Raw genomic sequence first — 19,900 nt, forward strand, 5'->3', positions numbered from 1 at the left:
GTTATGCCTCTCATCCCCGAGGAGCCTCAGATTCACGAGAGTGCCCAGGGTCACCGCGCCACTCCGGCCGCCGGCCGCCCCGCGCCGACCCCCCGACCCGTACCCGGACCGCGTAACGCGGCCTCGCCGCGCCCCGGCCGTCCCGGCCCCGGCCCGGCCAGGCCCACGCCGCCGGCGTCGCCGCGCCAGCACACCGGTGCGGCGCAGCCCCCGACCCCCCGGCCGGAGAATCGTTCCGCGCCGCGGCCCCCGTCGTCGGCCGAGCCGCAGATCCAGCTGATCCCCGCCCCCGCGGACGGCGCGCTCGACGCCGCCGAGGAGGCCGTCGACCTGCTGCTCGAGACCGGCCGTGCGCCGGGCGACATCCTGGTTCTGACCACCGGCGACCAGCATCCGTGGGCGGCCCACGAGCTGTCCTTCGGTGACGCCGCCTACTGGGCCCAGCACGACGCCCGCGACGACGTGTTCTTCGCGGACGCGGCCGCCGCGGAGCGCGCGTCGGCCCGGCCGGTGGTGGTCGTCGCGGTCAACGGCGGCGACGACACCCTCGCCCGCGCCCTGCCGGCGGCCATGGCCCGGGCGAGCGCGCTGTTGATCGTGTGCGGTGACCCTCAGCGGATCAACCCGGTGCTCGGCGCCGGCGTCTGAGCCGTACCGGGCAGCGGTACGCGCGGTGCGTGCGCGAACGGGCCCGTGCTCGCGGGTACCCCCGCGCTGACCGGGCGGCCGCTGCCGGTGCGTGCCGTGACCCGGCCGCCTCGCGTTGCCCGTCACCCCGGCCTGACGCTGCGTCAGGCCGGGGTTGCGGCAACCGCTGGGGTGCCGGTCGGCGTCACCGTTCCCGCGGTGGACCGGGGCTGCCGGAACCGGCGGCGCGGCGGTTCACGGACCCCCGGCCGACGGCCGGACGCCCCGTCGCCGACCGTGGTGCCCGGCTACCGGTCCCCTTGGCCGGCCACCGGGGGCGGACCGCCCGCCGCTGTGCTCGGTCGGTCCCCGCGCCCCGCGCCCTGGGGCGCGGGTCAGCGGGCCGCGGTGCGACGCAAGGGTTCCGCCGCGCCACTCGCGGTGCGCGGGGCCGGGAGGACCTCGTCGGCCGAGGCGTCGGCCAGGTCGCCGGGAGGCGACGCCAGATGCGGGCGCCGCCCGCCGCGTCCCTCGCCCAGCACCTGCCAGCCGCCCCGGGTCAGCGTGATGTACGCCCCGCAGCGCAGCCCGTGCAAGGTGCAGGCGTCCCGCAGCCCCCACATCCAGGCGCCGTCCTCCTCCGTCCACCGCTCGTCCCCGTCACGGCAGTACAACAGGACGGCGGTGCGCACCGGGGTGCGGCGCCGCAGGTCGTGCGGGATGACCCTGCGAAGGTGCGCCAGCAGGGCGTTGCGGAACTCCCAGCCGTCCGCGGGCACGGCACGGCGTGTGAAGGAGGCGCTGGCCGCCAGCCGTTCCTCATGATCGAGGACGGCGACGACAGCGGTGGTGGGCGTCGGGCGGTGGCGGGCGTGCAGGCCGCTGACGACCTCCCGCGGGTTGCGCAGCAGCGGGATGCCGGCCGCTGCCCACTCGGCGGGTTCGAGCATGCGGGCCAGGCGGCTGGCGGAGTCGGCGGGCGTGCTGATCGAGGTGGCTGCGGACGAAGCGAATCCGAAGGTCACGGTCCTCCCTTCGCATACGCGCCCACAGAGCGGGCAGGGTCGAGTGAGGGACGCACCGGCACAGCCCTTCCGGACCGCGAACGGGCCGTGCGGGGAGCGGATTCCAATTCTTGCTGGCGGAACGGGCAAGCGGCAACGAGCAATTGAGGCTGCTGCCGGGTATGGGTTGGTATGACACTCATATCCTTCCCCATCGTCGGAGGATGACTCGTCCTGTCACCCTTGAACGGCGAGGACCAGCGGAAACACTCCGTCCGCCCCGGCCCGTCGCAGCAGCCGTGCGGCGACCGCGAGCGTCCAGCCGCTGTCCGAGAGGTCGTCCACCAGGAGCACCGGACCGCCGGCCGAGGCCAACTCCCGGGCGAGCGCGGGCGGCACGGCTAGGGCCCGGTGCAGGCCCAGGACCCGTTGCGCGCTGTTGGTCCGGGAGATCCGGGCGTCCGCGGCCTCCGGTACGTACTCGACGGAACCCAGCAGCGGCATCCTGCCCACCTCCGCGATCCGGCGACCCAGTGAGCCCACCAGCTGCGGCCTGCTGTGCGAGGCGACCATGACGACCCCCGCCGGACGGGGCGGCGCGTCCGGAGCTCCGGACGCCCAGCCACCGGGGCCCCTGGCCCAGTCGGCCAGAACCCGCACCACGGCCTCCACCACGTCGTCCGGCACAGGTCCGTCCGCGGCCCCCGCCGCCAGCATCGGCCGCAGCCGGTTGCCCCAGCCGATGTCGGAAAGGCGTCCCAGCGCCCGCCCCGGGAAGGACTGCTCACCGGCGGGGATCCGGCCCTTGAGGTCCACCCCGGCGGCCGGCAGCCCGGTCGGCCACATCTTGCGCGGTTCGACCTCCACACCGGGGCGGCCCAGCTCACCGCGCGCGGCGTCCAGCGCCACGGCCGACACCTTCGCGTCGAACCGGGGCCCCGAGCAGTTGTCGCAGCGCCCGCACGGTGCCGCCTCCTCGTCGTCCAGCTGCCGCCGCAGGAACTCCATACGGCACGTGGTCGCCGACGCGTAGTCACGCATCGCCTGCTGCTCGGCTTCCCGCTGCCGCGCCACCCACGCGTACCGCTCGGAGTCGTACGACCAGGGCTGCCCGGTGGCGGTCCAGCCGCCCTTCACCCGGCGCACCGCACCGTCGACGTCGAGGACCTTGAGCATCGTCTCCAGGCGCGTGCGGCGCAGGTCCACCAGCGGCTCCAGGGCGGGCAGGGACAGCGGCCGGTCGGAGTGCGCCAGCACGTCGATGGTGCGGCGCACCTGCTCCTCCGGCGGGAAGGCCACCGAGGCGAAGTACTGCCAGATCGCCTCGTCCTCCTTGCCCGGCAGCAGCAGCACCTCCGCGTGCTCCACCCCGCGCCCCGCGCGGCCCACCTGCTGGTAGTAGGCGATGGGGGAGGAGGGAGAGCCGAGGTGCACGACGAAGCCCAGGTCCGGCTTGTCGAAGCCCATGCCGAGCGCCGAGGTCGCCACCAGCGCCTTGACCCGGTTGGCCAGCAGGTCCTCCTCGGCCTGCTGACGGTCCGCGTTCTCGGTGCGGCCGGTGTACGAGGCCACGGTGTGACCGCACTGGCGCAGATGGGCGGTCACCTCCTCGGCGGCGGCGACCGTGAGCGTGTAGATGATCCCCGAGCCGGGAAGCTCGCCGAGATGGTCGGCCAGCCAGGCCAGCCGGTGCGCCGCGTCCGGCAGCCGGAGCACCCCGAGGCTCAGGCTCTCCCGGTCCAGTGGGCCGCGCAGCACCAGCGCGTCCGTGCCGGCCCCCGTGCCCAGTTGTTCGGCGACGTCCGCGGTCACCCGGGCGTTGGCCGTGGCGGTGGTGGCCAGGACGGGCACCCCGGGCGGCAGCTCGGCGAGCATGGTGCGCAGCCGCCGGTAGTCGGGCCGGAAGTCGTGGCCCCAGTCGGAGATGCAGTGCGCCTCGTCGACCACCAGCAGGCCGGTGGCCGCGGCGAGCCGAGGCAGGACCTGGTCGCGGAAGTCCGGGTTGTTGAGCCGCTCGGGGCTGACCAGCAGCACGTCCACCGTGCCGTCGGTCACCTCCTGCTGGATGGTCTCCCACTCCTCGGTGTTGGACGAGTTGATCGTCCGGGCGCGGATGCCCGCCCGGGCCGCCGCCTCCACCTGGTTGCGCATGAGCGCGAGCAGCGGTGAGACGATCACGGTCGGGCCGCTGCCCCGTTCGCGCAGCAGCGAGGTCGCCACGAAGTACACGGCCGACTTGCCCCAGCCGGTGCGCTGGACGACCAGCGCTCGCCGCTTCTCGGCGACCAGTGCCTCGATCGCACGCCACTGGTCCTCCCGCAGCCGTGCGGTACCGCTGCCGTCCCCGACGAGACGGGCGAGCACGGCATCGGCGGCGGCGCGAAGGGTGCTGGATCCTGCGTTGCTCGTGTGCTCCATGACTCCATGCAACAGCACAGGTCTGACAACCGGCGAACCAGCGGCCGGGCAGCGGTTCGCCGCGCCCGCACCAGGCGCGTATACCAGCCGGCGGCTCCGGCCGCGAGTGGACGGCCCGGCCTGTGGACGACGCCGATCGGCGCTGTTCCACGGTTATCCACAGGGGTCGACGGCCGGCGTCGTTCGCGGGACCGTCGTGGCCATGAACAAGCACCGCGACACCACCGGTCCCACCGACGACCAGCAGCAGATCACCCTGCGCGGCCCCGCCGAACTGGCGGACGCGCTGCCGTACATGATGGGTTATCACCCGACCGACTCGATCGTGATGGTCGCGCTCCACGGCGACCGCGGCCGCTTCGGGGGCCGGCTGAGGCTCGGCATCCCGCGCTCGCCGCGGGAGTGGACGGCCGTCGCCGAGCAGCTCGCCGAATGTCTCGTCGAGGGCTGTGAGCGGCGCGGCGCACGTCCCGACGGCATCGTCGTCTTCCTGTGCCAGGACCCGGCGGAGGGCGAGACCGGCCGCGGGGTCATGGAGCGGCTGCGTCCGCTCGCCCAGCGGTTGCGCACGGCCTGCGGCACGCTCGACGTGCCGGTGTACGAGGCGCTCTGCATCTCCGACGGCCGCTTCTGGTCCTACTGCTGCCCCGACACCCGTTGCTGCCCGTCCGAGGGCAACCCCCTGGCCCTGGCCGGTACGTCGGTGATGGCGGCGGCAGCCGCGTACGCCGGGATCCAGGTACGAGGCTCGCTGCGCGACATGGAGGCGCGGCTGCGACCGTGGCCGTACGAGGCGACCGGCACGGCCGCCCAGCTGCGGGCACTCGACCGCGCCGGTGCCGCCCTGGTGCCCAGGATCCTCGACGCGGCCGGGCGCGAGACGGTGCGCGTCGAGACGATCCGGCTGGCGGAGGAGCTCGTGCGGCGCCTCGCGGACGCCCCGCGGGTCATGGACCCGGCGCAGGCCGACGCCCAGGACGACGCGCTGCTCGGCCACGACGAGGCAGCCGCGGTCGTCCTCGGGCTTCAGGACCGGGAGACCCGCGACCGGGCCGCGGAGTGGATGGAGGGCCCCGACGCCGCACCCGCCCTGCGGCTCTGGCGCGCACTGGCCCGCCGCTGTGTGGGGGCCTACGTCGAGCACTCCGCCGCACCGCTGACGCTCGCCGGCTGGGTCTCCTGGTCGACCGGTGACGAGCCCGGTGCCCGGGTGGCGCTGGGGCTCGCGCTGGAGGCCGACCCGGAGTACGTCTTCGCCAGGCTCCTGCACCAGGCGTGCAACGAGGCACTGGACCCGGAGTCGCTCCGCCGCTGCCTCCGGGACGAACGCGACGCGCGGGCCGCCGCCGAGGCGCGGGCCGGCTCCGGCGCGCGGGCGGGCTCCCGGGGGAGGGGTGTGCCCGGTGCGCGTCCGCCGGGCCGGCGCACGAGGCGCCGGACGGCGCGGCCGGCCACCGGGAAGGGCGTCTCGGCCGCCCCGCGTGGCATCGCCGGGCCGGAAGGCGCCGTGGCCCGTGCCCGCACCGGCGCGGTCCGCCGGAGCGGAGGGCGCGGCAGCAGGAGCGGACGATGACGGCCGTGACCATGACGCCGGTGCCGCCGTTCCCCTCAGTGGCGGAGTCGCCCGACCCGTGCCGTCGTACCTCCAGCGGCTGTCCGGAGCGCACAGAAGGCTCAGCACCCCACCCATGGACCTCACCGTCTCCACCCGGCCCACCGCCCCGCCGTTCCGACGGCCGTCGGCCACCGGACCGGCACCTCCGGTCCCCGGGGGCCCGGGCGAACTGCCGGCCGTCCACGACGCACTGGTCTGCGTCGCCCTGCCGTCCTTCGCCGTCTCCTCGCGGGACGGCCAGCTCACCGGCCAAGGTCTCGAAGGCGTCTATCACTCGGGCCGCCGGGTCCTCTCCCGCTGCCATCTGCGGGTGGCGGGGCGGGACCCGGTCACCGTGCAGGGGCGGCTCCTCTCCGCCGACCGCGCCCGGTTCCTCGCGGTGGTGCGCACACCGGCCGACCCCGGCCCCGACCCGGGTGTCACCGTCGAACGGCTCCGTGACGCCGACGGGACCGAGCGGATCACGTTCCGCAGCTCGCTGGGGCGCACCGTCCGGCTGCCCGTCGAGATCTCCCTGGGCAGCGACCTCGCCGACCTGGGCGCCGTCGCGTCCGGCCGCCCCACGCCCGAACCGCGTGCCACGGTCCATGACTCGGGCCTGCGCTGGTCGGCCCCCGACGGCGGTCACGCGACCGTCACCGCCGACCCGCCGCCCAAGGACACCCTGGCCTCCACCGGGCTCCTGCGCTGGGAGCTGGAGCTCCGCCCCGGCGCCGCCCGCACCATCGCCATCGACGTGCGGGTCCTCGCCTCCCACAGCGCCCGCCCCCCGGGCCGGACACGGGTACGCACCCTCAGCGAGGCACGCGCCGAAGGCGACGATCCGCGCGTCGAGAGGCTCCTGCGGGCGGGCCTCGACGATCTACGGGCCCTGCTGGTCCGCGATCCGGCCCACCCGGCCGACCTCCATCCTGCGGCGGGCGTGCCGTGGCGCTGCGGTCCGGCCCCCGCGGAGGCGCTGTGGGCCGCCCGGATGGCCCTTCCCCTCGGTACCCGGCTCGCCGCGGGCACCCTGCGGGCCCTCGCCCGCACCATGCTCCCCGGCCCCGTCCCGGGTGCCGGCCGCATCCCCGGGCCGATGCGCGACACCGGCCCCCACCTGCCGCCCAGCTGCACGGGCACCGAGGCGACGCTCGCCTTTCCCGTCGTGCTGGCGGAGGCCCGGCGCTGGGGCCTGCCGGAGCAGGACCTCGCGGAGCTGCTCCCGGCCGCCGAGCGGTGCCTCCACTGGCTGCGCACCACCGCCGGAGAGAGCGGCCTGCTGCGTGAGCCCGGCCCCGCGGGGCTCCAGCGCGCCGAGACGCAGGCCCACGCCCACCGGGCCGCCGTCCTCGGTGCCGACCTGCTGGAGGCGTGCGGGCGCCCCGGCGCCGACCACTGGCGGGACTGGGCCCACGCCCTGCGAGAGGGCTTCCGGGAGCGGTTCTGGCTCGCCGACCACACCGGTGGCCGTCCCGCGGCCGCCCGCACGCCGGCGGGTCGCCCCCTGCCGTACCTGGGCGGTGGCGCCGCGCACCTTCTGGACACCGGACTCCTCGGCGGCGGCCGGTTCGCCGACGGCCTGCTCGACAAGGTGCAGACCGAGCAGCTGGCCCGACTGCTCGGGAGCCCCGCCATGGACACCGGATGGGGCCTGCGCAGCCTCGGCGCCAGGGAACCGGCGCACAACCCCTTCGGGCACCGCTCGGGGGCGGTCCGGGTCCATGAGACGGCCGTCGCCGTCGCCGGTCTGGCCGCCGCTGGGTACGAGAGGGAGGCCACGTCCCTGTTGTGCGGCCTGCTCGACGCCGCCGAGGACTTCGGGTACCGGCTGCCCGAGATGTACGCGGGCGACCAGCGGACGACCGGCAGCAAGCCCGTGCCGCACCCCGCCGCCTGCCGCCCCGCCGCGGTGGCCTCGGCCGCCGGCGTCCACCTCCTCACCACGGTGGCCGGGGTCCGCCCCGACGTACCGGCGCACACGGTGGCGCTGTACCCGATGCGCGGTGCCCCGCTGGGAGCGGTCCGGCTCGCCGGGCTGTGCGTGGCGGGCGCCCCCTTCGCCGTACGGGTCAGCAGGCTGGGGCTGGGCATGGTCGAGGAGGCCGCCGCCGGTCTCCAGCTGGGCGTGTGACCCGGTGTGCGCCGCATGGACGGAACCCGGCGCCGGGCCTGCCGGCACGGAGCGGGAAGTGCCCGCCGGAGACGCCGGAGGAGGTGTTTATCGTCAGGAAGACGACTATGATCGCGGCATGTCGCCCTACGACCCGTCGGCCTTTCCGCCCTTCGCCGTGACCGTCGACCTGGTGGTGCTCACGGTTCGCCGCCACGCCCTGTGCGCACTGGTCGTACGCCGTGGGGAGCCGCCGTTCCAGGGGCGCTGGGCACTGCCGGGCGGGTTCGTGCGACCGGACGAGGACCTGGGCGCGGCGGCGGCTCGCGAACTGGTCGAGGAGACGGGCCTGTGCGCCCACGACCCGGGCACCCCCCTGCCCGAGGCCGGCAAGGGCGCCCACCTCGAACAGCTCGCCACCTACGGGGACCCCCGGCGGGATCCCCGCATGCGGGTCGTCAGCGTCGCCCACCTGGTGCTCGCCCCCGACCTCCCCGCGCCGCGCGCGGGCGGCGACGCCAACAGCGCCCGCTGGGCACCCGTCGACGAGCTTCTCGACCAGGAAGGCGGGTTCGGCCGCGAGGACGAGCAGCCCGCGCCGCTCGCCTTCGACCACGCCCGCATCCTCGCCGACGGGGTGGAGCGCGCCCGGTCGAAGATCGAGTACTCGTCGCTGGCCACCGCCTTCTGCCCGCCCGAGTTCACGGTCGGCGAGCTGCGCCGGGTCTACGAAGCGGTGTGGGGAGTCGCGCTCGACCCGCGCAACTTCCACCGCAAGGTGACGGGTACACCCGGCTTCCTGGTCCCCTCGGGCGGCACCACGACGCGTCAGGGAGGCCGGCCCGCCCAGCTCTTCCGGGCCGGAGGCGCGACCCTGCTCAACCCCCCGATGCTGCGCCCCGAGGTCTGACACCCGGCCGCCAACCCCCAACCCTGCACCAAAAGTCCGAAATATCGCGTTATCTTGCTGCGGTACCCGCCCTGCCGCCGAGCGGTTTCCTCTACCGCGGGAGAAGCGATGCTCCAGGCAATCGGACTGACCAGCACTCCCCGCCGTGACCGTCCGCCCGCCGTGGACGATCTGACCTTCGAGGCCCGGCCGGGCAGTGTCACCGCACTGCTCGGCGCCCCCGGCTCGGGCAAGACCACCGCCCTGCGCATGATGCTCGAACGCGAACCGGGCCGAGGGGTCACCTACTTCCGCGGCCGCCCCCTCCATCGCATCGCCCACCCCGCCCGCGAGGTCGGCGTACTCCTCGGTGACGTGCCCGGCCACCCCGCGAGAACCTGCCGCGGTCAGCTGCGCATGCTGTGCGCGGCCGCGGGCGTACCCGCCTCCCGCGCCGACGCCATGCTGGACATCGTCGGTCTCGCCGGTCTGCGCGACGAGCGGCTCGGGACCCTCTCCCTCGGAATGGAACGCCGACTCGGCATCGCCGCCGCCCTGTTGGGCGACCCGCACACCCTCCTGCTCGACGCGCCGGCCACGGGCCTCTCCCCCCGCGAGAACAGCTGGCTGTTCGGCCTGCTGCGGGCCCACGCCGCCCACGGCGGCACCGTGCTCTACACCACCGTCGACCCCAAGGAGGCCGCCCGCACGGCGGACCACGTGGTCACGATCAGCGGGGGCAGGCTGGTCGCCGACCAGGACGCGGCCGTGTTCGCCCGCACCAGGCTGCGGCCCCGCGTCGCCGTCCGCACACCCCACGCAGCCCGCCTCGCCGCCCTGGTCAGCCGGGAGGCGCGCGCCGCGCAGCGCTCCGTCGAAGTGGTCGCCGAGGAGGGCAACCGGCTGTGCGTCTACGGCAGTGACTGCGCCGAGATCGGGGAGACCGCCTTCCGGCACGGCGTCCTCCTGCACCAACTCGCCGACGAGATCGGCGACACGGCCCCGGAACCGACACCGGCGTCCCCACCCACCTCCACCAGCGCCTCCACCCCCGCGCAGGCGATCGAGCCCGCCCCCGTACCCCCACCGGCCCCCCGTCCCACGGCCGAAGCGCCGCACCCCCGCCCGGACCGGCACCCCCACCCGGGTCCGGACCCCCACCCGGCCCCGGACCCGGAACCCCACCCCGAACCCCGCCGGCCGCCCCGCCCGCTCCCGCCGCCGCTCGCCGTGAGGCCCGTCCGAAGTCCCCTGCGCCCGCTCCGGTACGAGCTGTGCCGCCTGCTCGGAGTGCCCACCGCCCGCCTGATCGCCGCCGCGGTCCTCGTCACGTCCATCGTCCTCGCCGCGTTCCTCGCCCGCTCCGGCAGTACCCCTCTGCCCGCCGTGCTGGCCGCCTGGCCCGGCCTCCTCCCGCTGCCGCCCGCCGCCCTGGGGGCCGGCCTGCTGGGCGCGCTGTCGTTCGGCGACGAATACCGCTACCCCGTCCTCTCCTCCGGCGCGGGCACCGTCCCGCGCCGCCTGGGCCTGCTCCTCGCCAAGCTCGCCGTCACCGCAGGCGCCGCCCTGCTGCTCGCTCTCCTGGTCCCGGCCGCCGGCCTGGGGGCGCTCCGCCTCCTCTACGGCGGCGACGCGATCCCCGTGCCGGAGAACTGGCCGGGCCTCTGTGCCGGTTGGGCCGGCCTGTCGGTCGGCTGCGCCTGGGCCGGCCTCCTGGCGGCCGGGGTCTTCCGGGCGACCCTGGCGGGAGTCGCCGCCGTGCTCGCCGTGCCTGTGATCGTCGCGCCCCTGGTGCAGAAGGCGCTGGCGGGGCCGTCGGTGCGCTCCGTCACGGGGCTTCCCGCCCGGCTGCGCGAACTGTCCTGGACGCAGTGGCCCCTCGAGGCGGACCGCTGGCTCCTGGCCGTGGCGCGGGTGATCGCTCAACCGGTGGGCACCGCGCTGGTGTTGTCGGTCACCGCCCTTACGTGCGCTTATCTGTTCACCGGATTGCGCCGCCGGGCACGTTGGTAGCCCGTTGCGCGGCCGAGGGTGAACAGGCAGTGACCGTGCGGTGACCGCAGCGCGGCAAACGGTCACAACTCACTTGGAAATTGCCCGGTTCCTTCCGATAAGGCGTCAATTGAAGAGCGAGCGCCGATCACCCTTTCGTGTGCTTTTCACCAAAGACCTCAAGGGACGTGGAAGCGACGCCGACAAAGGATGCGTGAGTACCCTTGCGCACACCATGATGACCGCCGCCCGCCCCGTGGAGACCGGCCTCACGGCCCCGGGCGGACTGGACCGCTACGCCTACCCGGAGGCCCCCGTCGCCGACCGCGTCAGGCCTTCCTCCTGGGACGGCGCCGACACGGAGCTGGGCCGGGTGGGCCGGCGGGCGGGCGGCAGTCGCGGCCGCGGATTGCACGGCCAACTCGTCCAGCAGCTCGGTCAGATGATCGTCTCCGGCGACCTCGGCGCCGACCGGCCGCTCGTACCCGAGGAAATCGGCCAGCGGTTCGAGGTGTCCCGCACCGTGGTGCGCGAGTCGCTCCGCGTCCTCGAGGCCAAGGGCCTGGTCAGCGCCCGCCCGAACGTCGGCACCCGGGTCCGGCCGGTCAGCGACTGGAATCTGCTCGACCCCGACATCATCGAATGGCGGGCGTTCGGCCCCCAGCGTGATGATCAGCGCCGGGAGCTCGGCGAACTGCGCTGGACGATCGAGCCGCTGGCGGCGCGCCTGGCGGCGGGCCATGGGCGTGAGGACGTCCAGCAGCGTCTGGGCGACATGGTCGAGATCATGGGCCACGCCCTGGCGCAGGGTGACGCGATCACTTTCTCCCGCGCCGACGCCGAATTCCACAACCTGCTGATCCAGCTCGCCGGCAACCGGATGCTCGAGCACCTCTCCGGCATCGTCTCGGCGGCCCTTCAGGTGTCCGGCTCGCCGACGATCAGCTGTGACCGCCCCAGCGAGCCCTGCGTCGCCCACCACGCGCGCATCGTCGACGCCCTGGCCGCCGGCGACGGTCCGGCCGCCGAGGCCGCCATGCGCCAACTGCTGACGGTGCACCCCGAGGTGGAGCGGGTCGTTCCCGCGCCGCGCGAGCACTGAGCCGCCCCACGGTCCCACGGCGCGCTCACCCTCGCGTACCCGGCGTGTGTCGCCGGGCCCCGGGCACCGTCCCGGGAGCCCGGCGGGCCTGGAAGGCCCTCGCCGGACGACTGGTGGCGGGCCCCGGAACAGGGGATTCGGTGGCGCGATAGGGGGTGACCTCCTGGTCTGGGGGTATTTGGATGCATACGGGGTGTGACTCGGGCCACGCGGATTGGGCGTAACGCTCCTCGATGCCCTGCGATGACCTAAGAGGTGACAGCCGAGGAGGGAATACAGCCGCCGTTCATGGCGCTGTGCAGCTCCGAGGTTCAGCCCGCGTCGTCGGCACATCCCCAGCCGGCGGTCGTCGGCTCCGGCCCGATCATGGGCGGGGCCGGAAGCCGTTTCCATCGTTCCGAGAGGTTGTTCGTGTCGGCCAGCACATCCCGTACGCTCCCGCCGGAGATCGCCGAGTCCGAGTCTGTGATGGCGCTCATCGAGCGGGGAAAGGCTGATGGGCAGATCGCCGGCGATGACGTGCGTCGGGCCTTCGAAGCTGACCAGATTCCGCCAACCCAGTGGAAGAATGTTCTGCGCAGCCTCAATCAGATCCTCGAGGAAGAGGGTGTGACGCTGATGGTCAGTGCAGCGGAGTCGCCGAAGCGCACCCGCAAGAGCGTCGCAGCGAAGAGCCCGGCAAAGCGCACCGCCACCAAGACCGTCACCGCCAAGACGACCGTGACGAAGTCCGTCGCGGCCGCCGCGGCTCCGGCGGCCGAGGGCGCGGACGCGCCGGCCGACGAGGCCGGTACCCCTGCCAAGAAGGCGGTGGCCAAGAAGGCCGCCGCCAAGAAGACGGCGGTGAAGAAGACCGCCGCCAAGAAGACCGCCGCCAAGAAGACCACGGCCAAGAAGGACGCCGACGAGGTCGTCGAGGGCGAGGAACTGCTCGAGGACGTCGCGCCCGGGAAGGGCGAGGACGAGGAGGCCGAGGGCGAGAACAAGGGCTTCGTGCTCTCGGACGAGGACGAGGACGACGCGCCCGCGCAGCAGGTCGCCGTCGCCGGTGCCACCGCCGACCCGGTCAAGGACTACCTGAAGCAGATCGGCAAGGTCCCGCTCCTCAACGCCGAACAGGAGGTCGAGCTCGCCAAGCGCATCGAGGCCGGCCTGTTCGCCGAGGACAAGCTGGCGAACTCCGACAAGCTGGCCCCGAAGCTCAAGCGCGAGCTGGAGATCATCGCCGAGGACGGCCGCCGCGCCAAGAACCACCTGCTGGAGGCCAACCTCCGTCTCGTGGTCTCCCTGGCCAAGCGCTACACCGGTCGCGGCATGCTCTTCCTGGACCTGATCCAGGAGGGCAACCTGGGTCTGATCCGCGCGGTCGAGAAGTTCGACTACACCAAGGGCTACAAGTTCTCCACCTACGCCACCTGGTGGATCCGTCAGGCGATCACCCGGGCCATGGCCGACCAGGCCCGCACCATCCGTATCCCGGTGCACATGGTCGAGGTCATCAACAAGCTCGCGCGCGTCCAGCGCCAGATGCTCCAGGACCTGGGCCGCGAGCCCACCCCGGAGGAGCTGGCCAAGGAGCTCGACATGACCCCCGAGAAGGTCATCGAGGTCCAGAAGTACGGCCGCGAGCCCATCTCGCTGCACACCCCGCTCGGCGAGGACGGCGACAGCGAGTTCGGTGACCTGATCGAGGACTCCGAGGCCGTCGTGCCGGCCGACGCGGTCAGCTTCACGCTGCTGCAGGAGCAGCTGCACTCGGTGCTCGACACGCTGTCCGAGCGTGAGGCCGGCGTGGTCTCCATGCGGTTCGGCCTGACCGACGGCCAGCCGAAGACGCTGGACGAGATCGGCAAGGTCTACGGCGTGACCCGTGAGCGGATCCGCCAGATCGAGTCCAAGACGATGTCCAAGCTGCGTCACCCGTCCCGCTCCCAGGTGCTGCGGGACTACCTCGACTGAGGTCGGGCGGTCGTACGAGCCAGGAGGGCCCGGATCCCGGAAGGGAGCCGGGCCCTCCGGCATGCGCGGCGTACCCACGCCGTTGGGGTGCGGGCCGTGGCGCGCTGGTCGACCCTGGGTGAAGCTGGTTCACCGGAGAGTCAGGAGACCGCATGCGTCGTCCCATCAGCCGGAAGCGGACCGCGGCCGTGGCCGCCCTCGTGGCCACGGCCGTCCTGCCGCTCAGTACGCCCGCGCCCGCTGCCGCCGACAGCGTCGTCGTCGGAGGGGAACCGGTGCGTGTCTCCGACAGCCCCTGGGCCGTGGCCCTCTCCAGCCGTGACCGGTTCGGGGGTATGCGCGCGGGACAGTTCTGTGGCGGGGTGGTCGTCGCCCCCACCAAGGTGGTGACCGCCGCGCACTGTCTGGGCCCCACGGTGCTCGGTACGGACGCGAGGGAGCTGAGCGACCTCAAGGTCATCGCGGGCCGCACGGAGTTGCGCGAGGCGGGCGGGCGGGAGGTTCCGGTGACCGGCGCGTGGATCAGCCCCCAATACGACCCGGACACCCAGTCCGGTGACCTGGCCGTGCTCACGCTGGCGAGCGCGCTGCCGCGCTCGTACGTCATCAAGCCGGCCCGCCGGGGCGACCCGGCCTACCGGCCCGGGACGAGCGCCGCGGTGTACGGCTGGGGCGACACGACGGGCGGTGGTGCCTACGCGTACACGCTGCGGGCGGCGAGCGTGAGCGTGCTGCCCGACGAGGCGTGCTCACGCGCCTATCCGGCGGAGGCGGGCGGCGGTGGGTACCTGCCCGCCACGATGCTGTGCGCGGGGGACCCCCAGGGCGGCAGGGACGCCTGTCAGGGGGACAGTGGAGGGCCACTGGTCGCCCAGGGGCGGCTCATCGGCCTGGTGTCCTGGGGGAGCGGCTGCGGGGAGCCGGGCAGCCCAGGGGTTTATACGCGCGTCTCGGCCGTGCTGCCGGCGACCATCTGATCGCCCGCCGTCCGGTCACGGGCCGCCGGGCGTTACGGGCGTCCGGCGGCCCGCTGGGTCCTTCCCGGGGGTCGGGCTGCCGGATGGCCGCCGCTCACGGTCCGAGGTCGCCCGGCAACGGTATGAGAACGGGCGACCGCCCCCTGGTGGAGGGCGGCCGCCCGTCGGCCGGTCCGGGACCGGCCCCTGGCTCGTCGTGGATGCGAGTGTCAGCGATCTTCGTCGACTGCGTTCGGCACGGTGGTGAGCCGGTCCGTCTCATCCTGTATATCCGCGGCGATCTTCTTGAGTTCCGGCTCGAACTTGCGCCCGTGGTGGGCGCAGAAGAGCAGTTCACCACCGCTGGTCAGCACGACGCGCAGATATGCCTGGGCGCCGCAGCGGTCGCAGCGGTCGGCGGCCGTCAGCGGGCTCGCGGGGGTCAGAACAGTAGTCACGTCGCCTCTTCTCTAGCTCGACGAGCTGTCGTACCAGGGTCAACATCCAACCAGGCCGAAAACGTTCCCGCTCGTGCCTTTTCCTTGAAAGTTTTTCCAAGGAGGCTGTCTGCTGCCGGTTGGCGGCGAATGAGCCGTATTGCAGTGCTCTACGGGTTTCGCGTTGCTTGTCTCGTTCAGTCTCGTTCAGCCCTCCCGGCGGATGCCGGTTGTTCATGAGGACGTGCCCGGAGCCTAAATGGTTCATGCCTGGAAGGGAACGTGATGTCCACGTCACCCCATCGAGGGATCGAACACCCTTGCGACTCTGGACTAGCATGAGTTTCCACGTGGGTGGCGTTACAACGGCTCTACCAGGCCTCTGTACCCTCTGACCGGTGACAGACGCCGGGCCTTTACCCCCACAGGCCACCATCCAAATTCAGCGAGGAGCGAACCGCGTGACCGCCGATACGTCCGTGCCGTCCAGTGCGCTGCTGACCGCAGACCGTGACGGTTCCAACTACACCGCGCGGCACCTGCTCGTCCTTGAGGGGCTCGAGGCGGTTCGCAAGCGGCCTGGTATGTACATCGGGTCCACCGACAGCCGTGGCCTGATGCACTGCCTCTGGGAGATCATCGACAACTCCGTCGACGAGGCTCTCGGCGGCTACTGCGACCACATCGAGGTGATCCTCCACCACGACGGCTCGGTGGAGGTCCGGGACAACGGCCGCGGCATCCCCGTCGACGTCGAGCCCAAGACCGGCCTCTCGGGCGTCGAGGTCGTCATGACCAAGCTGCACGCCGGCGGCAAGTTCGGCGGCGGCTCGTACGCCGCCTCCGGCGGTCTGCACGGAGTGGGCGCCTCCGTGGTGAACGCACTGTCGGCCCGGCTCGACGTCGAGGTCGACCGCAACAGCTCCACCCACGCCATCAGCTTCCGCCGCGGCGTCCCGGGGATCTTCACCGAGTCCGGTCCGGACGCCCCGTTCGACCCCGGCAACGGCCTGCGCAGGACCAAGCGCGTCCCCAAGGCCCGCACGGGCACCCGCGTCCGGTACTGGGCGGACCGCCAGATCTTCCTCAAGGACGCCAAGCTCTCGCTGGAGAACCTGCACCAGCGCGCCCGCCAGACCGCCTTCCTGGTGCCCGGCCTCACGATCGTCGTGCGGGACGAGCGCGACCTCGAGGGCGAGGGCAGGAGCGAGGAGACGTTCCGCTTCGACGGCGGCATCAGTGAATTCTGCGAGTACCTGGCCCAGGACAAGGCGGTCTGCGACGTGCTGCGGCTGACAGGCCAGGGCACCTTCAAGGAGACCGTGCCCGTCCTCGACGAGCGCGGGCACATGACCCCCACCGAGGTCACCCGCGAGCTCGGCGTCGACGTCGCGCTGCGCTGGGGCACGGGGTACGACTCCACCGTCAGGTCGTTCGTGAACATCATCGCCACTCCCAAGGGCGGCACCCACGTCACCGGCTTCGAGCGCGCGATCACCAAGACCGTGAACGAGGTCCTGCGCTCCAGCAAGCTGCTGCGCGTCGCCGAGGACGACATCGTCAAGGACGACGCCCTGGAGGGCCTCACCGCGGTGGTGACCGTGCGGCTCGCCGAGCCGCAGTTCGAGGGTCAGACCAAGGAGGTCCTCGGTACGTCGGCGGCCAACCGGATCGTCGCCAACGTGGTCGCCAAGGAGCTGAAGGCCTTCCTGACCTCCACCAAGCGGGACGCCAAGGCGCAGGCCCGCGCGGTGCTGGACAAGGCCGTCGCCGCCGCCCGTACGCGCATCGCGGCCCGCCAGCACAAGGAGGCGCAGCGCCGTAAGACCGCCCTGGAGTCCTCCTCGCTGCCCGCCAAGCTGGCCGACTGCCGCAGCGACGACGTCGAGCGCAGCGAGCTCTTCATCGTCGAGGGCGACTCCGCCCTCGGCACGGCCAAGCTCGCGCGGAACAGCGAGTTCCAGGCCCTGCTGCCGATCCGCGGAAAGATCCTCAACGTTCAGAAGTCGTCCGTCTCGGACATGCTCAAGAACGCCGAGTGCGGCGCCATCATCCAGGTCATAGGAGCCGGGTCCGGCCGGACCTTCGACATCGACGCCGCCCGGTACGGCAAGATCGTCCTCCTCGTGGACGCCGATGTGGACGGCGCGCACATCCGGTGCCTGCTGCTGACGCTCTTCCAGCGCTACATGCGGCCGATGGTCGAGGCGGGCCGCGTCTTCGCCGCCGTACCGCCGCTGCACCGGATCGAGCTCGTCCAGCCCAAGAAGGGCCAGGACAAGTACGTCTACACGTACTCGGACAACGAACTGCGGCAGACGCTGCTGGAGTTCCAGCGCAAGGGCGTCCGGTACAAGGACTCCATCCAGCGCTACAAGGGCCTGGGCGAGATGGACGCCGACCAGCTCGCGGAGACCACGATGGACCCGAGGCACCGCACCCTGCGCCGGATCAACATCGGCGATCTGGAAGGCGCGGAGCAGGTCTTCGACCTGCTGATGGGCAACGACGTGGCGCCGCGCAAGGAGTTCATCACCAGCTCCGCCGCGACCCTCGACCGCTCCCGCATCGACGCCTGACCCGCCTCCCCGATGTCCCGGCTCCGCGGAGGCGGACCGGGACATCGGCCTCCAACATCACCTGATGGGGTGAAGTGGGGGAGAGAGGAGTCCGGGATCTTCCCGGTCTGCCCATCCTTGTGCACGCGGCCGGAACGGTGCGCCGACAAGGAGAGTTGACCGGTGGAGAACAGGGAAGGGCTCGACGCCGCCGCCGTGCGGATCGACGACCCGTGGTACGACGCGTCGGCCTCCGGCTGGGGCGAGGGCGACGGTGGAGGGGCGCGGGAGGTGCCCGGCCCCGCCCGGCCGCCACAGGAACGGCGCGCCGCCGCCGACATCTACCTGGAGGTGCAGCGCGGCGCCGCCTTCCAGGAGGTGCGCGCCCGCTACCGGCGCTTCGTCGTGCCGGCCGTCCTGGTCTTCCTCGCCTGGTACCTGGCCTACGTGGTGGCGGCGACCACGGCTCCGCAGCTGATGGCCCGCCCGGTGGCGGGGGCCGTGAACGTGGCGATGGTCGCGGGCCTCGGCCAGTTCCTCACCACCTTCGGGCTGACCTGGGCCTACGCCCGCCATGCCCGGCTGCACCGCGACCGTGCCGCGCTCGACCTGCGCTGGGACACCCAGGAGCTGACGCGAGAGGCGGCCGAGCGTTGACCGGAGACCACCAGACCCTCGCCCTCCTGCTCTTCGGCGCGTTCGTCGCGGGCACCCTGGCCATCACCACCTGGGTGAGCCGCCACCGGCGCGGATCGGCGGAGGAGTTCTACACCGGAGGGCGGCTGTTCTCGCCCTTGGAGAACGGCTTCGCGATCGCCGGCGACTACATGTCCGCCGCGTCCTTCCTGGGCATCTCCGGCCTGATCGCGCTGTTCGGCTACGACGGGATGCTCTACTCGGTCGGCTTCCTGGTGGCCTGGCTCGTCGTGCTGTTCCTGGTCGCCGAACTGGTGCGCAACTGCGGCCGGTTCACGCTCGCCGACGTGGTCGTGGCGCGGATGCGCGAGCGGCCGGTGCGGATCGCGGCCGGAACCTCCTCCGTGGCGGTGTCCGTTCTCTACCTGGTGGCGCAGATGGTGGGGGCCGGCAGCCTGGTCGCCCTGCTGCTCGGCGGCACCGGCGAGGCCGCCCGATCGTGGACCGTGATCGGCGTGGGCGCGCTGATGGTGATCTACGTGTCGTTGGGAGGGATGCGAGCCACCACCTGGATCCAGATCGTGAAGGCCGTGATGCTGATGGCGGGTGCGGCCGCGCTCACCGTGCTCGTCCTGCTGCGGTTCCACGGCGACGTCAACCACCTGCTCACCGCGGCGGCCGAACGAAGCGGCCACGGCGAGGACTTCCTCGCGCCCGGTCTCAAGTACGGCGGCGACTGGACCGCGCGCCTGGACTTCATCAGCCTCGGCCTGGCACTGGTCCTGGGCACCGCCGGGCTGCCGCACATCCTGTCCCGCTTCTACACCGTGCCCACGGCGCGGGCCGCCCGCCGCTCGGTCGTCTGGGCCATCGGTCTCATCGGCAGCTTCTACCTGATGACCATCGTGCTGGGCTTCGGCGCGGCCGCGATCGTCGGCACCCGGGAAGTCCGGGCGTCGAACGCCGCCGGCAACACGGCCGTGCCGCTGCTCGCCCTGGACCTGGGCGGGGGAGCGGACACGACCGGGGGCGCGGTGCTCTTCGCCGTGGTCGCCGCGGTGGCCTTCGCGACGATCCTGGCCGTCGTCGCGGGCATCACACTGGCCTCGTCCGCGTCGGTCGCGCACGACCTGTACGCCTCGCTGAAGCGGCCGGACCGCAAGCGGCGGTTCGGCGAGGTGGCCGTGGCGCGGTCGGCGGCCGTCGGGATCGGCGCGGTCGCGATCGCGCTGGGGCTGCTGGCCCGGGACCTGAACGTGGCCTTCCTGGTCGGGCTCGCCTTCGCGGTCGCCGCCTCCGCCAACCTGCCGGTGCTGCTGTACTCCCTGTTCTGGCGGAACTTCACCACGCGCGGGGCGGTCTGGTCGGTGTACGGGGGGCTCGTCCCCGCGGTGCTGCTGGTGCTGCTCTCGCCGGTCGTGTCGGGAAGCCCCGAGGCGCTCTTTCCCGGCGCGGACTTCCAGCTGTTCCCGCTGCAGAACCCCGGCGTGGTCTCCATCCCGCTGGGCTTCCTCGCCGGCTGGCTCGGCACGGTCACCTCTCCGGAGGCCCCGGACGAGGCCCGGCACGCCGAGACGGAGGTACGGGCACTGACGGGCGCGGGCGCGGCATAGGG

General features: G+C 73.1%; 15 protein-coding genes. 11 read left to right on the forward strand and 4 right to left on the reverse strand.

Features of this window, described 5'->3' with window-relative positions; translation table 11 throughout:
• Positions 1 to 3: 3 nt before the first annotated feature.
• The gene (locus AC07DW_RS26600) at positions 4 to 648 is read left to right on the forward strand and encodes a hypothetical protein (protein WP_478860219.1); all 645 of its coding nucleotides are present in this window, start codon (positions 4 to 6) and stop codon (positions 646 to 648) included.
• A gap of 374 nt (positions 649 to 1,022) precedes the next feature.
• Here the strand turns inward: AC07DW_RS26600 and AC07DW_RS26605 are convergent, their stop codons facing one another.
• Both AC07DW_RS26605 and AC07DW_RS26610 read right to left on the reverse strand, forming a co-directional pair.
• On the reverse strand, positions 1,023 to 1,652 hold the full coding sequence (locus tag AC07DW_RS26605) for a hypothetical protein (RefSeq protein WP_478860220.1): 630 nt from the start codon (positions 1,650 to 1,652) through the stop codon (positions 1,023 to 1,025).
• 216 nt (positions 1,653 to 1,868) lie between these two features.
• Positions 1,869 to 4,049, reverse strand: coding sequence for a RecQ family ATP-dependent DNA helicase (locus tag AC07DW_RS26610; RefSeq protein WP_478860221.1), 2,181 nt, complete (start codon positions 4,047 to 4,049; stop codon positions 1,869 to 1,871).
• 202 nt (positions 4,050 to 4,251) lie between these two features.
• Here AC07DW_RS26610 and AC07DW_RS26615 point away from each other — a divergent pair, with 202 nt between their 5' ends.
• The 5 genes from AC07DW_RS26615 (at position 4,252) to AC07DW_RS26635 (ending at position 11,739) form a co-directional block, all read left to right on the forward strand.
• A complete protein-coding gene (locus AC07DW_RS26615; RefSeq protein ID WP_478860222.1) occupies positions 4,252 to 5,622 on the forward strand; it encodes a DUF4192 domain-containing protein in 1,371 nt (456 codons plus the stop codon).
• A 115-nt stretch (positions 5,623 to 5,737) separates the two neighbouring features.
• Positions 5,738 to 7,777 (forward strand): glycogen debranching N-terminal domain-containing protein, encoded by a 2,040-nt coding sequence (locus tag AC07DW_RS26620; RefSeq protein ID WP_478860223.1) that lies wholly within the window; start codon positions 5,738 to 5,740, stop codon positions 7,775 to 7,777.
• A 118-nt stretch (positions 7,778 to 7,895) separates the two neighbouring features.
• Positions 7,896 to 8,666 carry an NUDIX hydrolase gene (locus tag AC07DW_RS26625; RefSeq protein WP_478860224.1) on the forward strand — a complete coding sequence of 257 codons (771 nt, stop codon included), beginning with the start codon at positions 7,896 to 7,898 and terminating at the stop codon, positions 8,664 to 8,666.
• 108 nt (positions 8,667 to 8,774) lie between these two features.
• Positions 8,775 to 10,658 (forward strand): ATP-binding cassette domain-containing protein, encoded by a 1,884-nt coding sequence (locus AC07DW_RS26630; protein WP_478860225.1) that lies wholly within the window; start codon positions 8,775 to 8,777, stop codon positions 10,656 to 10,658.
• A 139-nt stretch (positions 10,659 to 10,797) separates the two neighbouring features.
• Positions 10,798 to 11,739 carry a FadR/GntR family transcriptional regulator gene (locus AC07DW_RS26635; protein ID WP_478860226.1) on the forward strand — a complete coding sequence of 314 codons (942 nt, stop codon included), beginning with the start codon at positions 10,798 to 10,800 and terminating at the stop codon, positions 11,737 to 11,739.
• A 311-nt stretch (positions 11,740 to 12,050) separates the two neighbouring features.
• On the opposite strand, the gene AC07DW_RS26640 is transcribed toward AC07DW_RS26635, so the two are convergent.
• Positions 12,051 to 12,218, reverse strand: a complete 168-nt coding sequence (locus tag AC07DW_RS26640; RefSeq protein WP_189553811.1) for a hypothetical protein — start codon at positions 12,216 to 12,218, stop codon at positions 12,051 to 12,053.
• Here AC07DW_RS26640 and AC07DW_RS26645 point away from each other — a divergent pair.
• On the forward strand, positions 12,151 to 13,698 hold the full coding sequence (locus AC07DW_RS26645) for an RNA polymerase sigma factor (protein ID WP_478860227.1): 1,548 nt from the start codon (positions 12,151 to 12,153) through the stop codon (positions 13,696 to 13,698). The two genes, AC07DW_RS26640 and AC07DW_RS26645, sit on opposite strands and share 68 nt — an antisense overlap.
• A gap of 152 nt (positions 13,699 to 13,850) precedes the next feature.
• A complete protein-coding gene (locus tag AC07DW_RS26650) occupies positions 13,851 to 14,675 on the forward strand; it encodes a serine protease (RefSeq protein WP_478860228.1) in 825 nt (274 codons plus the stop codon).
• A gap of 209 nt (positions 14,676 to 14,884) precedes the next feature.
• Here AC07DW_RS26650 and AC07DW_RS26655 read toward each other — a convergent pair whose 3' ends face one another.
• Complete coding sequence (locus AC07DW_RS26655) at positions 14,885 to 15,112, reverse strand: DUF7455 domain-containing protein (RefSeq protein WP_433113307.1); 228 nt, start codon at positions 15,110 to 15,112, stop codon at positions 14,885 to 14,887.
• Positions 15,113 to 15,552: 440 nt separating this feature from the next.
• On the opposite strand from AC07DW_RS26655, the gene AC07DW_RS26660 reads away from it, so the two are divergent.
• The 3 genes from AC07DW_RS26660 (at position 15,553) to AC07DW_RS26670 (ending at position 19,898) form a co-directional block, all read left to right on the forward strand.
• Positions 15,553 to 17,670 (forward strand): DNA gyrase/topoisomerase IV subunit B, encoded by a 2,118-nt coding sequence (locus tag AC07DW_RS26660; RefSeq protein WP_478860229.1) that lies wholly within the window; start codon positions 15,553 to 15,555, stop codon positions 17,668 to 17,670.
• Between the two features lie 162 nt (positions 17,671 to 17,832).
• On the forward strand, positions 17,833 to 18,306 hold the full coding sequence (locus AC07DW_RS26665; protein ID WP_478860230.1) for a DUF485 domain-containing protein: 474 nt from the start codon (positions 17,833 to 17,835) through the stop codon (positions 18,304 to 18,306).
• The gene (locus tag AC07DW_RS26670) at positions 18,303 to 19,898 is read left to right on the forward strand and encodes a solute symporter family protein (protein WP_478860231.1); all 1,596 of its coding nucleotides are present in this window, start codon (positions 18,303 to 18,305) and stop codon (positions 19,896 to 19,898) included. Before AC07DW_RS26665 ends, AC07DW_RS26670 begins: the two co-directional genes overlap by 4 nt.
• The last annotated feature ends 2 nt before the right edge of the window (positions 19,899 to 19,900 follow it).

It is taken from the genome of Streptomyces sp. NPDC045701 (assembly GCF_056432045.1).

Coding starts and splice junctions, on each gene's coding strand:
- AC07DW_RS26615 (WP_478860222.1), top strand. CDS start 4,252: ATGAACAAGCACCGCGACACCACCGGTCCCACCGACGACCAGCAGCAG.
- AC07DW_RS26600 (WP_478860219.1), top strand. CDS start 4: ATGCCTCTCATCCCCGAGGAGCCTCAGATTCACGAGAGTGCCCAGGGT.
- AC07DW_RS26630 (WP_478860225.1), top strand. CDS start 8,775: ATGCTCCAGGCAATCGGACTGACCAGCACTCCCCGCCGTGACCGTCCG.
- AC07DW_RS26610 (WP_478860221.1), bottom strand. CDS start 4,049: ATGGAGCACACGAGCAACGCAGGATCCAGCACCCTTCGCGCCGCCGCC.
- AC07DW_RS26625 (WP_478860224.1), top strand. CDS start 7,896: ATGTCGCCCTACGACCCGTCGGCCTTTCCGCCCTTCGCCGTGACCGTC.
- AC07DW_RS26650 (WP_478860228.1), top strand. CDS start 13,851: ATGCGTCGTCCCATCAGCCGGAAGCGGACCGCGGCCGTGGCCGCCCTC.
- AC07DW_RS26640 (WP_189553811.1), bottom strand. CDS start 12,218: ATGAGCGCCATCACAGACTCGGACTCGGCGATCTCCGGCGGGAGCGTA.
- AC07DW_RS26620 (WP_478860223.1), top strand. CDS start 5,738: ATGGACCTCACCGTCTCCACCCGGCCCACCGCCCCGCCGTTCCGACGG.